A 14,358-nucleotide genomic window follows, 5' to 3' on the forward strand; every position below is an offset into this window, starting at 1 on the left:
CGGCGCGGGCCGGCGTCGGTGCGGCTGGCCCGTCGCCGCCTCGCCTGCGTCTCCGTGAGCAGATCCAGTAGGAGGGGATGGCTCAGTGGTCCAGGCCGAAGTGCATGCGCCGGTACGGCGCGCTGATCACGGACCGGGAGATCCGGCAGTCGACGAGCAGCGGCCCGCTCCCGGCGAGGAACTCCTTCACCAGCGGGGCGAGCTCGCGGGCGTCGGTGATCGTCGCCGCCGGGCAGCCGAACGCCCGGGCGACCGCGGCGATGTCGGTCGGCGGGATCAGGCCCAGGTCGGGCTCGAAGCCCTTCGCCCGCAGCTTGTGGTACTCGGCCCCGAACGCCTGGTCGTTGAGGACGAGGACGAGCACGTGGTTGCCGGGGCGGGCGAGAGCCTCGAGCTCGCCGGCGGCCAGGAGCACGCTGCCGTCGCCCTCGACGAGCACGAGCGGCCGGCCGGGGGTAGCCGCGGCGGCGCCAAGCGCGAGCGGCAGGCCCTGGCCGATGGCGCCGAAGTGATGGCCGAACAGCTGCGGGCTGTAGCGCCGGGCCATGTGCATGATCGGGAAGGCCCAGAAATGCCCGCCGCCGATGACGAGCCCGGCCTCCGCCGGCAGGCTGCGCTCGAGCTCCTCGCAGACCTCGCGCGGGTCGGCCGTGCCCGGTTCGAGCTCGGGCGTCGTCGCGTCGACCGGGGTCTGGCGGATCTTCCGCGCGACCTCGTCGGTGCGGAACCCGGTCCGCGCCGGCGCGGCGCGCAGCGCGGCGAGGATCTCCTCGGCCGCGGCGAGCCCGTCCGCGCGGACGTACACGTCCGCGGACCGGCCGGTCGACATGGTGATCTGCGCGGCCGTGTCGACATGGATGATCGAGGCGGCCGGGAACAGGTAGCCGCCCTCGGTGGTGAAGTAGTTCAGGCTCGCGCCGACGGCGAGCACGCAGTCGGCCTCGGCCAGGAGCTCGCTGGCGGCGGGGGAGGAGAACAGCCCGGCGACGCCGATGTTGAACGGGTCGGGGTGGAACAGGCCGCGGGCGGGCATCGTGCAGGCCAGCAGCGCCCCAGCGCGGGCGGCGATCTCGCGCAGCACATCGACGGCGCCGTCCGGCGCCCCCTCGCCGGCCAGGACGACTGGCCTCTCGGCTGCGCTCAGCGCCTCGACCGCGGCGGCGAGCGCCGCGGCGTCCGGGCGGGGGCGCTGCGCCGGGGCCAGGCCGACAGTCGACGGCTCATAGGCGTAGTCCCACGGATACTCGGCGTTCTGGATGTCGATGTCGACGTCCAAAAGCACCGGGACCCGCTCGGTGCGGGCGGTCCGGAACGCGGCCCGCACGGCGTCGAGGACCGCCCCTGGGCTGCCCACCGTCTGGTAGGCGGCGCCGGCCAGCTGGGCGAGGCCGCGGTGGTCGAAGCGCTGCAGGTTGGTGGTGTCGTCGCGGGACGGCTGCCCGGTGACCAGGACAATCGGCGCGTGGGACCGGGCGGCGCCCGTCAGCGATGTCAGGGCGTTGGCGAGGCCTGGCCCGCAGGTCACCGAACAGACCCCGGGCGAGCCGGACGCACGGGCGTAGCCCTCTGCCTCGGCGACCGAGCCGCTCTCGTGCCGGGACTGCCGGATGTCGGCCAGGCCCAGCCGGCCCAGCGAGGCGACGAACTCCATGTTGGCGTCGCCGAGCAGGCTGAACACCGTGCGGGTCCCCTCGTCGAGGACGGCGCGGGCGAGGGCTTCGTAGACCTTCACGGGTGGTCCTTTCGTGGGGCCGGCCGCCGTATCAGGGCGCCGAGACGGCGAATACCGGAGCGCAACAGGTCGAGCACGGTCGCGGCCAGGAGACGGAACCCGTTCACTGGTGCCGCGGCCGGGACGGGACGCGGCGCCACGTTCCCGTCCGTGGGCGGATCATCCGCGGAGGCGGCGGCGGTCTCGAGTTGAGCGGCCAGGTTTGCCGAGAAGTCGGCGACCATGCGGCGGGTAAGGTGGGCACCACCGGTCCGCACGAACGGCGCGAGTGGGCCCGCGACCTCGATTTTGCCAGTGAGGGAAACCTGCGCACCTGAACACTGGCCAGGTGCCACGGAGAAACCAGTTGTCGCCCTCGCGCGCGTCCTGCCCTGGCCGTCGGCACCCTGAGCGGCCAGGCTGCCCTGGTACATGGGGTGGTCGAACGTCGGAGTGACTTCGCCCCTGAAAGCGACTACGGTGGGACCGAGCCTCACTTTCAGTGTGCCCAGCAGCGTCCCGTCCGCGCGTTCCTCGAGGATCTCGGCGCCGGGCATGCACCGCACCACGACGGCCGGGTCGGTCAGCAACTTCCACGCGGCGTCCGGTGGCGCTTGCACCTGGAACACCTCGTCGATCGAAACGGTCGCGGACTGCAACGGACAGACCCCCTCGGAATGGTTGACAGCGCCTCTTGCGTGGGCGTTGGTGTATCGTTACTATACCGTCTCGTAACCGTAAATCAAATCTTGCGCACAATAACCGCGATGGCAAGCTCGCGGAACTTCAGTGAATCAAGCGTGACGCATTTCGCGTCGATTTTCGCGCGCTCGCGGGAAAAGATTTACACCCATCGGAGGTCAGGTGACCACAACGTCTCCCGACGTGAGTTCGGTACTCGCCGGGACCTTGCGCGCCCACGGCGTCACCGCGGTGTTCGGCAATCCCGGGACGACCGAGCTCCCACTGGTCGACGCGATCGGCCGCACCCCAGGGATGTCCTACTACCTCTGCCTCCAGGAGAACGTCGCGACGGGCATGGCCGCCGGCTACGCGATCGCGACCGGGAAAGCCGGGGTCAGCCTGCTGCACGTCGCCCCGGGGCTGGCCTGCGGACTGGGCAACATCTACAATGCCTTCCGCAACGGCACGCCCCTGGTCGTGCTGTCCGGCCAGCAGGACCGCCGCCACACGCTGCTCAACCCGGTGCTCTACGGCGACCTGGTCAGTCTCATGCGGCCGGTGACCAAGTGGGCCTGGGAGGCCCAGACCGCGGAGGAGGTGCCGGTCGCGGTCGGCCGGGCCATCCGCGACGCGCTGTCCCCAGCGCAGGCGCCGACGTTCGTCAGCATCCCCCTCGACCTGCAGACGATGCCTCTGCCGGACTCGGGTGACCTGCCGGACGCCGGCCCGGTCCCCGCCCTGGGCACCGCGCCGGCGGCGATGGTCGAGGCCGCGGTCGCGATGCTGCACGCGGCGGAGAGCCCGGCGATCATCGCCGGCGACATCATCGGAGCTGGCCGGGCGGTCCCCGAGCTGCGCCGGCTCGCGCACGAACTGGCGGCGGCCGTCTACTGGGAGCCGGTCTCGACGTACGCGAACTATCCCACCTCGGACCCGATGTCCCAGGGGATCATGTTCCCGAACGCGAAGAACTTCGAAGAGATCTTCGCCAAGCACGACGTCGTGCTGGCCTGCGGGCTCGGCCTGCGCGCGCCCGCCCTGTTCGGCGGCACCAACTGGTCCGCGCCCGGGCACCGGGTCATCGCCCTGACGGACCACAGCTCGCAGGGGCCGGGCATCGACGTCGACGTCACGCTTCTCGGCGACGCCGCGGCGACGCTGACGGCACTCGCCGAGGCCTCGGCGGCGGCGATGAAGCCCGAGCTCGCGGAGCAGGTGGCGCAGCGGCACGCCCAGCTCGTCGAGAAGCACGCCGCCGCACGGGCGCGGGTCGTCGCCTCGGCCGCGAAGCGGGCGCTCGACGTCCCGATCAACACCGCATCCCTCATGACGGCGCTCTACGAGAAGCTGCCGGAGAACGCCACCGTCGTCGACGAGTCGCTGTCGAACTCGGCCTGGGTGCAGCTGGCCGGCCAGTTCACCGACGAGCTCGGCTACCTCGGCGGGACCAAGGGCGGCGGCATCGGCTTCGGCCTGCCGGAGGCGGTCGGCGCGGCCATCGGCCGCCCGGACCGCAGCGTCGTGGCCGTCATCGGTGACGGGTCGTCCCTGCACTCGATCCAGGCGCTGTGGACGGCCGCACGCTACAACGTCCCGATTGTCGTCTGCGTGCTCAACAACGCCAGCTACCGGATTCTCAAGGGCGGTCTGATGTCCTTGACCGGCATCAGCCTCGAAGAGGTCGAGAAGGTACCGGGGCTCAACATCGTCTCTCCCGAAGTCGACTTCGTCGGCCTCGGCCGCTCCCTCGGAGTCGACGGCGTACGGGTCGACACCGTCGAGACCGCGGTCGCCGCGGTCCTGGAAGCGGTTGCGTCCCGCGAGCCGCGCCTCGTCGACATCCAGGTCGACCGCGGCACCCGCAAGATCTTCAGCTAGCCCCGGAGGTGTGCACATGACTCTGCTGCGCTCGATGCTCATCGTCCCGGCCCTGCAGCCCAAGCTGCTCGACAAGGCCGCCCGGTCGGCGGCCGACGGCCTGATGATCGAACTTGAGGACGGCGTCCACGCGTCGCGTAAGGCCGAGGCCCGCGCGGCGGTCGCGAAGTTCATCAGGTCGGCCGACTTCGGCACCAAGGAAGTCACCGTCCGGATCAACAGCGTCTTCGGCAACGAGGGCCCGGAGGACCTCCACGCCCTCGTCGACGCGGGCGTCCCGTCGGTGATGCTCGCCGAGGTCCGCGGTCCGAAGGACCTGGAGGTCGCGGGCGACCTGCTCGCCCGGGCCGAGCACGCCGCCGGGCGGGAGATCGGCTCCGTCGGCCTGTGGTCGATGGTCGAGACCGCCGCCGCGGTGCAGAACATCGACGAGATCAGCCGGATGCCGCGGCTGCGCGGCCTCGCCTTCGGCGGCGGCGACCTGTCCAGCGAGCTGCGGGTCCGCCGGATCGGTATCGGCGGCGACCGGGTCATCTGGGACTACCCGTTCGAGCACCTGTACTCCAAGGAGCGGCTGATCATCGCGGCTCGTGCCGCCGGCCTGAAGGCCATCGACACCGGGTGGGCGAACATGTACGACGCGGAGGGGACGGCGTTCTGCGCGCGGGCTTCGGCTCAGCTTGGCTTCGACGGGTCGTTCGTCATCTCCCCGCGGCAGCTCCCGCCGATCCACGGCGAGTTCACCCCGTCCGAGCGTGACATCGAGTGGGCGCAGAAGGTCGTCGCCGCCGCGGAGGAGGCCGAGGCCGTCGGCGAGACGGTCCGCGTCGTGGAGGGCCAGATGACCGACGGCCCGTTCGTCCGCAGCGCGTTCCAGATCCTCCAGCGCGCGAACGAGGCCGTCGAGCGGGCCGCCGAGGTCGAGCGGCTCCAGCAGAAGGCGCTGGAGCCGGCGAAGTGAGCCCCGCCCAGGCCCAGCTGCCGGAGGAGGTGCGCCCAGGTGGCATCTGAAGCGGCCACGCCGGCCGACGAGCCCCCGGTCCTCGTCGAGGACCGGGGCCCAGTCCGGTGGATCTGGCTGAACCGCCCCCGGGTCCACAACGCTCAGAACCTCGACATGCTCGAGGCGCTGTGCGCCGCGCTCGACGACCTGGAGCGGTCCGAGTCGGTGCGGGTGCTGGTCCTGGGCGGGAAGGGGAAGTCGTTCAGCGCCGGCCATGACCTCCGGCAGTCGGCCGACAACCCCCGCTACCGGTCCAACCAGTCGACGGCGGAACGCCGGTGGCGCCAGGAATGGCAGATGTTCGTGCAGCCAGTGGAAAGAGTCAGGCGGCTGCCGATCCCGACGATCTGCCGGGCGCAGGGCCACTGCCTGGCCGCTGGCATGATGTTCGTCGAGGCCTGTGACTTCGTGGTCGCGACCCCGGACTCGGTCTTCGGCTCCCCGATTCTGGGGCCGCTCGAGATCAACGACGCAGAGGTGCCGACGTTCGTCCGCAACGTCGGGGTACGACGGGCCAAGTCGCTGCTGTGGCTCAATGAACGACTCGGCGCCCAGGAGGCACTTGAGGCCGGCCTGGTCAACTGGGTCGTCGAGCACGACCAGCTCGACAAGCACGTCGAAGCCACCGCGGACCGCCTGCTGCAGGTCTCCCGGGAGACCCTCGAACTGTCCAAGCTGAGCTTCCAGTTCCTGGCTGCCCGGCAGGGGTGGGACGACTTCGACCGGTACCACTTCATGACCCACCAGCTCAGCCATCACACCAGCCCCGCCCAGGCCCTCTACGACCAACGCCTGAACAACCCGTCAGGCCGCGGCGGGAGCAGCGGCAAGGACGCCTGATGGGCGTCGGCGCCGCCCGGCGGCGCCGACGCCCTGGCACCCTCGACATGATCCAGGTCCCTGGAGGTGGAACCCTGACGATGCGCGAGCCTCGTCCGTCATCCGATCAAGGCGGCGCTCGGTGCTCGCCGCGGGCCGGGGAGCGTGACCGTTGACCCCCGAGGCGCGGTGGCCGCGCTCCCCGGCGAACAGCGGCCGCCCCCTCGATGGGGTGAAGGTCCTCGACCTGTCCCGTGTGCTGGCCGGGCCCTACTGCACCATGGTCCTCGCCGACCTGGGCGCCGACGTCGTCAAGGTCGAGAGCCCGGCCGGTGACGAGACCCGCCGCTGGGGGCCGCCCTTCTTCCAGGGCACCGCCGCTTACTACTTCGGGCCCAACCGCAACAAGTGGGGGATCGTCCTCGACCTGGCCAGCCCGACCGGCCGGGAACGGCTCGACACGCTGCTGGCTGAGGCCGACGTCGTCGTCCACAACTTCACCGGCGAGATCGCGACCCGGCTGGGCGTGGACTGGGAGCGTGTGGCCAGCATCAACCCACGGATCGTCCACCTGACGCTTTCCGGGTTCGGGCCCGAGGAGCCGGAACGGCGGGGCTACGACCTCATCATCCAGGCCCTCGGCGGGCTCATGGCCGTCACCGGCGAGCCGGCTGGCGGCCCTGTGAAGGTCGGCGTTCCGATCGCGGACCTGTCCGCCGGGCTCTACGCGGTCAGCGCGGTCACGTCGGCGTTGTACGAGCGGGACCGGACCGGCACCGGGACACCGGTGCACGTCTCGCTCTACGAGTCGGTTCTGTCGCTGTTGTCGAACCAGGCAGCCGGCTGGTTCCTCGCCGGGGCCCCGGCGGGGCGCCTCGGCACGGAGCACCCGCATGTCGTCCCCTACGGCGTCTACCCAACGGCGACCAGCCCCCTGGTGATCGCGGCCGGCACCGACGCCCAGTTCCGCGAGCTGTGCATGGTCCTTGGGCGTCCCGACCTCTCCACGGACCCCAGGTTCCACTCGAACGGCGCGAGGGTGGCCTACCGTGACGCCCTGCGCAAGGAGCTCGAGCAGGCGCTCGCCGCCGACAGCGCCGACGCTTGGGCCGACTCGCTCGAAGCGCGGGGTGTCCCGAACGGCGTCGTGCGCGAAGTGCCCGAGGCCGTCACCGCGCCTGAGGCCAGGTCGGTGCGGACCGTCACACATCCGAGCCTCGGCGTCATCACGCATGCGATGACGCCGATCCGGGTCCACGACCAGATTCTTGAGCCCTACCTGGCGCCACCGACCCTCGGCGAGCACGACGGCGTCGTCTTCCCGACGGAGCTGGCCCAGGAAACCGAACAGGAGCGGTGACGTGACTGGCCATACCGGCAGGCAGCGAGCGTTGGAGACGCTGCTCACGCCACGCTCGGTGGCGATCATCGGGGCCGGCGAGGTCCCGACGACGTTCAACGGCGCCCCGATCCACAACCTACGCAGCTTCGGCTACCGCGGCGAGATCTACGCGGTGAACCCGGGCAGGTCCCAGGTCCAGGGAATCACCTGCCACGCCTCCGTTCTCGACATTCCAGGAGAGGTCGACACGGCGGTCGTGACGGTTCCCGCGCGAGTCGCCCTGCCCGTGCTGCGGGAATGTGCCGCCAAGGGCGTCGGGTCGGTCACGCTGGTCTCCTCGGGCTTCGGGGAGGGGGCGGCCGGTGACGAGGGCCAGGCCCGCGCGGCCGAGCTCGAGGAGCTCATCCACAGCAGCGGCCTGCGAGTCCTCGGGCCGAACACCGCGGGCCTGGTCAACCTGTTCGACGACTACGTCCCGCGTGCCGCGCACAACCACCACGGTCCCGACCAGGTGCGCGTCGGCCGGGTGGCACTGGTCAGCCAGAGCGGCGCCTGCGGGAACACCCTGTTCAACCGGGCCCAGGCCAACGGCGTCGGCGTCAGCATCTCGGTCGCGACCGGAGACCAGATCGACCTCGACGTGTGGGACCTCGTCGAGCACTTCCTCGCCGACCCCCGGATCAGCGTCATCATGGCCGTGCTCGAGTCGTTCGGCGATGTGGCGAAGGCGCGCGCCACCGCCAGCGCGGCCCTGGCCGTGGGCAAGCCGATCGTGCTGCTCAAGGTCGGCCAGTCCTCGGTCGGCGGCGCGGTCGTGCGCGCGCATTCGGGCTCGATCGCGGGGAACGCCGCGGTGCAGGCGGCCGTCCTGCGCGATCATGGAATCATCGCCGTCCGCGACCTCGACGAGCTCTGGGAGGTCGCCCGGCTGGTGGAGTCCTGGGGCCCGCCGCCAGCGCAGCCGATCCGGCTGGGCGTTGTCTCCGTCTCAGGCGGCGAGGCCGCGCTCATCGCCGACCAGTGCGCGGAGCACGGGATCGCGCTGCCGCCGGCGACCGAGGAGTTCGCCGCCTTCGTCGACTCCACGTTCGAGTACGCCTCCGGCGCCAACCCGTTCGACCCGACCGGCGAGGTCGTCAGCCGCCCGCACCGGCTGCGGGAGGGCATCGAGGCGTTCGTCCGCACCAACGACTACAGCCATATGCTCGTCGCGTCGCCGGTCTTCGGCGGCGACCTCGCGCAGCGCTACTACGCCGAGCTGCCCCGGGCCCTCGAGGCCGTCGAGGCGAAGGCCGCCCTGTCCGCGTGGCCGGCGGGCGAGTTCACCGGCACCCAGGTCTCGCTGCTGGCCTCGACCGGGCGGCCAGTCTTCCCGAACTCGGCCCGGGCCGTGCGCGCGATGTCCCTCTACCAGGACTATGGGCTGCGCGGCCCGGACCTGCTGGCCACGCTCGCCCGGCGGCGGGCGCCCGCGGCGGAGGCGGTGAGCGCCGCGTTCACGCCGTTGTCGTACGCCGCGGCCCGGGCGCTGCTCGGCAAGCTCGGCCTGCCGTTCGTCGAGGCCCGCACGTGTGTCTCGGCCGAGGCCGCGGCCGAGGCCTCGGCCGCGCTCGGCGGGCAGATCGTCCTCAAGGCGAACGTGCCCAGCGCCGTGCACAAGGCCGACCACGGCCTGCTCGAGTTCGTCCATGGCGGCAGCGGCCCGGAAAGCGTCCGGGCCGCCTACGACCGCATCCTCGCCGCTGGCGAGGAGTGGGACGTGTCGTCGGTCGTCGTCGAGGGATTCGCTCCCGGGCAGGTGCAGCTGATCGTCGGCGCTCACCGGGATCCCGAGTTCGGTCCCGTGGTCCTGTTCGGCTCCGGCGGCGGCCCGGTGGAGTTCCTTGACGACACCCGCCTGGCGCTGGCCGACCTGGTGACGGGCACCGCGGCGCGGGAGCTGGTCACAGGTACCCGGATCGGCCGCTACCTGGACGCCAAGGCGCCCGCCCTCGTCGACGAGCTGGCCGCGGCGCTCGCCTCCGTCGCCGAGTTCATGGTGTCCCACCCGGGCTGCCAGTCGATCGACGTCAACCCCTGCATCGTCGACATGATGACGAAAGCCTGGGCCTGCGCCGACGCCCGCGTCGTCTAGCGGTGCCGTCCAGCTGACCACATTGGGCAGCTGCACACCGCGGGCAGCTGGCAATTCCCGCTCAAGTGATTGCCGAACGCGTGCGGCGTGCCTTTCTCGTGCACGTTTGCTTGTGGGCGGCCGAATCGCGAAGTTACAGTGACGACGGACCGAGAGGAGACCTCGATGACAACTGCGGAAAGTCCTCAGGATATTTTGGGCTCGTACCATGTGATCGACGGTGACGCACACTGGACGGAGCCGCCGGACCTGTGGGTGTCGCGCGCTCCGGCGAGCCTGAAGGACCGCCTGCCTTACGTGAAGCGGGTCAACGGCCGTGACCACTGGTTCATTGAGGGCGGCCAGAGCTTCGGTCATCTCGGCACCTGCATCGTCGACAAGGACGGCGTCAAGCACCGCGGTATCGAGGCGCCCGAGACCCAGGAGGTCGTCGACTCGGACGCGCTGGCGAACTTCAAGGACCCGAGCCGGCCGACCTTCGACGACGTCCACGCGGCCGCCTACGACGCCACGGCACGGGTGAAACTGCTCGACAGCCTCGGCATCTGGGCGCAGGTCGTCTACCCGAACGCCGCCGGGCTGGCGACGCTGAAGTTCATGAACGACGTCAAGGACCCCGACCTGCGGCTGGCTCTCGTCCAGATCTACAACGACGCGATAGCCGAGTGGCAGCAGGAGTCGGGTGGCCGGCTGCTCCCGCAGGCGATCCTGCCGTTCTGGGACCAGGAGGCGCTCGAGCGGGAGGCCCGGCGAGCCGTCGAGGACCTCGGCCTGCACGGGGTGGTCATCTCCGACAAGCCCGAGCAGATTGGTCTGCCCGACTTCACGACGTCCTACTGGGCGGGTTTCTGGGACTTCTGCTCGTCAACCGGGACACCGGTCAACTTCCACGTCGGTGGGAACCTCGACGCGAGCCCCATCATGAAGATGCCGTGGGACAACTTCGGCCCCGAGGCCTGGATGGCGATCACCGCGCCCCTGTTCGCCCTCGGCAGCGCCCGGACCATGATGTGCTTTATCTACAGCGGTCTTCTGGACCGCCACCCCGGGCTGAAGCTGGTTTCAGTGGAAAGCGGGATCGGCTGGATCCCGTACTTCCTCGAAGCCATGGAGTACCAGCTGGTCGAGATGATGCCGAACGAGGGGAAGAACCTCCAGAAGCGGCCTACGGAGTACTTCCGCGACCACTTCTACGCGACGTTCTGGTTCGAGCGCGAGGCGCTGAAGTACCTCGACGCGATCGGTGTGAACAACGTCCTCGTCGAGACCGACTACCCGCACCCGACCTGCCTCTACCCGCACCGCGAGCACCTCAACTCGACGCTGGCCGAGGTCGCTCCGGAAAGTCGCCGGCGCATCCTGCAGGACAACGCGGCCGAGCTCTACCGCATCGACCTGCCGACGCCCGCGCAGGCGTGACGGGGCCCGTGGCCCGGCAGGACGGGCATCGGCGGGTGGTCTACCCGCCGATGCCCGAGCTCACCGACAACACCCGGTTCTTCTGGGAGGGCGCGGCGCGCCGGGAACTGCTGATCCTGCGCTGCCAGGACTGCGGTTACTACGTCCACCCGCCGCGGCCGATCTGCCGTCGGTGCCTGTCGGTGAACATGACCCCAGAGCGGGTCAGCGGGCTGGGCACCCTTTACACCTACACCGTCTCCGTCGCCGCGTACCACCCGTACTGGACGGACAAGGTCCCGTTCGTGCTCGCCGTCGTCGAGCTCGACGAGCAGCCTGGCCTGGCGGTGACAACCAACATCATCGACTGCCCTGAGAAGCGGTTGCGAGTCGGGCTGCCGGTCGAGGTGACCTTCACCGACGCCGCGCCGGGGCTGACGCTTCCGGTCTTCCACCCGCGCTCAGGCGCGGCTGGCTGACGCGCGACCATTCAGGAGGTAGGGACACCCGTGGCAACCGATCGCGTGGCGATCGTCGGGGTCGGGTACTCGACGACCGGTCGCCGGACCGGCCTGTCGTCGCGCCAGCTCGCGATGCAGGCCGGGAAGGCGGCGCTCGAGGACGCGGGCATGACACCGGCGGACCTTGACGGCGTCACCCTTTCGTGGGACACGGCCGGGCCGGCTCCGGTCGGGCTGGACGTCATCAACTCCGACGACCTTGGGCACATGCTCGGCGTCGACCCGCTGCACGTGAGCTCCTCCGGCGGCGGCGTCGTCTTTGCCCACCCGGCCCGGGAAGCGATCACGGCTATTCAGGCCGGCAACTGCCACACCTGCATCGCGTTCCGAGTGATCAACCAGCGGCTCAGTGTCTCCGACCTGGTCAGCGACGAGCCGGGCGAGCCCGAGCGGGTACCCGACCATTTCAACGACTTCCAGTTCGGCCGGCCGTTCGGGCAGATCCTGCCGGTGCAGTGGCCCGGTGCGCTGACCGCGCAGCGCTATCTGGACCTCTACGGCGCGACCGAAGAGCAGTTCGGCAGCCATGTCATCACCCAGCGCTACCATGCGTCGCTCAACGAGGATGCGCTGCTGCGCAAGCCGATGACGCTCGACGACTACTTCGCCAGCCGCTACATCAGCAAGCCGTTGCGTCTTTTCGACTGCGACTACCCGGTCGACTCCGGCTCGGCGGTGATCTTCACGACCGAGGAACGGGCGCGCGACTTCCGGCAGAAGCCGGTGTTCGTCGAGGCGTCGGCCTACGGCATGTCCTGGAAGCCGCGGGACGGCGGCCCGGAAAGCCCATTCTACATGTGGGACTCGCCAGCGGCGACCGCCGAGGCGCTCTGGAGCCGAACGAGCCTCCGGCCAGCCGATGTGGATACCGTGCAGTTCTACGACGGCTTCACGATCTGGCCGATGATGTGGCTCGAGGCACTGGGGTTCTGCGAGCCCGGCACGGCAGGGCCATTCATCCAGTCAGGGGCGACCCGCCTGGGCGGCGCGCTGCCGATGAACACCGACGGTGGGGCCTGCAACGTGGGCCGTCGCCATGGCGCCAACTTCTGCATCGAGTCGGTCCACCAGTTGCGCGGCCAGTCCGGTGCCCGCCAGGTCCCGGACGCGAAGACCGCGCTGTGGACGAACTCCTATTACTGGGCCTGCCTGCTGACCGCCGACTGACCACCGCGTCCCCCGCCGGGCACACCCGCTCCGTCTCCAGCACAACACTGTGTCCAATATTGGATGTCATTTTAGAATCCAGTCCTGGATGTCATGGAGACGGAGGGTGATCGTGGGCGGGCGTCGCAGGTGTTTCGTGGGGCGGTTGTTGCCGTTCCTCTTAGCCACCGGGTTCGCGCTGGCGGCGTGCGGGGCTTCGGGGGGTGGGACGGTCGGGACGGTGGCCGGGACCGGTGCCCCGAAGCACGGTGGCACGCTGACCGTCGGCGTGAACAACGAGATCGCGGGGTGGACGCCGCAGCAGCTCAAGGAGGCGAACTCCGGTGAGGACCGGGGCAACTTCGTCTATGACACGCTGCTGAAGCTGGACGCGAAGGGGGACTGGCAGCCGAACCTGGCGACCAGCATGACGACCTCGGACTCGGTCACGTGGACGATGAAGCTGCGGCCCGGGGTCACGTTCACCGACGGGACGCCGCTGGACGCGGCGGCGGTGAAGTTCAACGTGGGCCTCACGAAGGACCCTTCACTGGGCTCGTCGCAGTTGGCGACGGTGTCGGACATCAAGGCCATGAATGTGGTCGACCCGGCCACGGTTCAGTTCGTTCTCGGTGGGCCGGACGGCTCGTTCCCCTACGCCTTCACGTCGCTCGTTGGGATGATGGTGTCGCCGACGGCGTACCAGGCCGACCCGCGAGGGTTCGCGCAGCGCCCGGTCGGGGCGGGGCCGTTCATGCTGCAGTCGTGGACGCGGGACTCGCAGGCTGTGCTGGTGCGTAACCCGCACTACTGGGATGTGGGCAGGCCGTATCTCGACAAGGTCGTGTTCCAGGTCATCACCGATCCGGTGACGCTGGGCCAGTCGCTGGCCAGCGGCGCGGTCGACGTCGCCGCGAACTACCCGACGGTGCAGGCGGCGCTGCGCGGCACGCCGGGCGTCCGGGTCGTGAGCACGAGCCTGACCGGTGGTGCCGGGATCGTGCCGAACGAGAGCCGGGCGCCGTTCGACGACGTGCGGATCCGTAAGGCGATCGCGCTGGCGATCGACCCGCGGGCGGTGAACGCCTCGCTGTTCCAGGGTGCGTGGTCGGGCAGCCTGCCGTGCGCGCCGTATGCGCCGAACCTGCCGGAATGCGCGCAGGGGCTGTGGCCGAAGACGGACCTGGCCGAGGCGAAGAAGCTCGTCGCGGACTATGTCGCGGAGAAGGGCCCGCTGAAGGACCACTACGAGCTGCTCGGGCTCGCGACCTACCCTGACCAGGCACAGTTCCTCCAGCAGACGCTGGCTGGCATCGGGATCCATGTCACGCTGACTGTGCTGCAGACTGCGGACTATGTCTCCCGGCTGTCCAGGCAGGCCTATGACCTGACGTGGAACGGCATCCAACCGTTCGCTGGCCCGGCACGCGGCTACTACCGCAACCTGTTGTCGAACGTTGCTGGCGGCCGGCACATGCAGGGCGGCCCGGTCGACCCGACGCTGGAGAACCTGCTCGACCAAGCGACCAAGGCAGTCGACAAGAACAGTCGCGTCGCGGCCGTGAAGAAGATCGAGCAGCTGGACGCGGCCGGCTTCTTCTACATCTGGTTCGGCCCCTACATCAGCGGGCTCATCGCCAAGGACGAGGTCCAGATGCCCGCCTCGTTCACGTCCTGTGGCTACACCCGCGCCGCCGACATCTGGCTGAATCGTTGACCCCG

At 70.1% G+C, this 14,358-nt stretch carries 11 protein-coding genes; 9 read left to right on the forward strand and 2 right to left on the reverse strand.

Annotated features, from left to right (window positions below):
• Positions 1-82: 82 nt before the first annotated feature.
• Positions 83-1,732, reverse strand: a complete 1,650-nt coding sequence (locus tag FRADC12_RS20180) for a thiamine pyrophosphate-binding protein (protein ID WP_045877803.1) — start codon at positions 1,730-1,732, stop codon at positions 83-85.
• On the reverse strand, positions 1,729-2,370 hold the full coding sequence (locus FRADC12_RS20185) for an SRPBCC domain-containing protein (RefSeq protein ID WP_084011067.1): 642 nt from the start codon (positions 2,368-2,370) through the stop codon (positions 1,729-1,731). The genes FRADC12_RS20180 and FRADC12_RS20185 overlap by 4 nt, the downstream gene beginning before the upstream one ends.
• 205 nt (positions 2,371-2,575) lie before the next feature.
• Between FRADC12_RS20185 and FRADC12_RS20190 the strand changes: the two genes are divergently transcribed.
• The 9 genes from FRADC12_RS20190 (at position 2,576) to FRADC12_RS28600 (ending at position 14,353) form a co-directional block, all read left to right on the forward strand.
• A complete protein-coding gene (locus FRADC12_RS20190; RefSeq protein ID WP_084011068.1) occupies positions 2,576-4,273 on the forward strand; it encodes a thiamine pyrophosphate-binding protein in 1,698 nt (565 codons plus the stop codon).
• Between the two features lie 16 nt (positions 4,274-4,289).
• Positions 4,290-5,234: an HpcH/HpaI aldolase/citrate lyase family protein gene (locus FRADC12_RS20195; RefSeq protein ID WP_045877806.1), complete on the forward strand. Its 945-nt coding sequence runs from the start codon at positions 4,290-4,292 to the stop codon at positions 5,232-5,234.
• A 39-nt stretch (positions 5,235-5,273) separates the two neighbouring features.
• Positions 5,274-6,116: an enoyl-CoA hydratase-related protein gene (locus FRADC12_RS20200; RefSeq protein WP_045877807.1), complete on the forward strand. Its 843-nt coding sequence runs from the start codon at positions 5,274-5,276 to the stop codon at positions 6,114-6,116.
• Between the two features lie 151 nt (positions 6,117-6,267).
• Entirely contained in the window at positions 6,268-7,455 is a 1,188-nt protein-coding gene (locus FRADC12_RS20205; RefSeq protein ID WP_045877808.1) for a CaiB/BaiF CoA transferase family protein, read from the forward strand.
• Between the two features lies 1 nt (position 7,456).
• Positions 7,457-9,571 (forward strand): acetate--CoA ligase family protein, encoded by a 2,115-nt coding sequence (locus tag FRADC12_RS20210; RefSeq protein WP_198152987.1) that lies wholly within the window; start codon positions 7,457-7,459, stop codon positions 9,569-9,571.
• A gap of 165 nt (positions 9,572-9,736) precedes the next feature.
• Complete coding sequence (locus tag FRADC12_RS20215) at positions 9,737-10,990, forward strand: amidohydrolase family protein (protein ID WP_045879927.1); 1,254 nt, start codon at positions 9,737-9,739, stop codon at positions 10,988-10,990.
• Positions 10,987-11,448, forward strand: a complete 462-nt coding sequence (locus FRADC12_RS20220) for a Zn-ribbon domain-containing OB-fold protein (RefSeq protein WP_157488964.1) — start codon at positions 10,987-10,989, stop codon at positions 11,446-11,448. The genes FRADC12_RS20215 and FRADC12_RS20220 overlap by 4 nt, the downstream gene beginning before the upstream one ends.
• 30 nt (positions 11,449-11,478) lie before the next feature.
• A complete protein-coding gene (locus tag FRADC12_RS20225) occupies positions 11,479-12,657 on the forward strand; it encodes a thiolase family protein (protein ID WP_045877810.1) in 1,179 nt (392 codons plus the stop codon).
• A gap of 220 nt (positions 12,658-12,877) precedes the next feature.
• Entirely contained in the window at positions 12,878-14,353 is a 1,476-nt protein-coding gene (locus FRADC12_RS28600) for an ABC transporter substrate-binding protein (RefSeq protein ID WP_052711042.1), read from the forward strand.
• The last annotated feature ends 5 nt before the right edge of the window (positions 14,354-14,358 follow it).

This window comes from Pseudofrankia sp. DC12 (genome assembly GCF_000966285.1).
Taxonomy (GTDB): domain Bacteria; phylum Actinomycetota; class Actinomycetes; order Frankiales; family Frankiaceae; genus Pseudofrankia.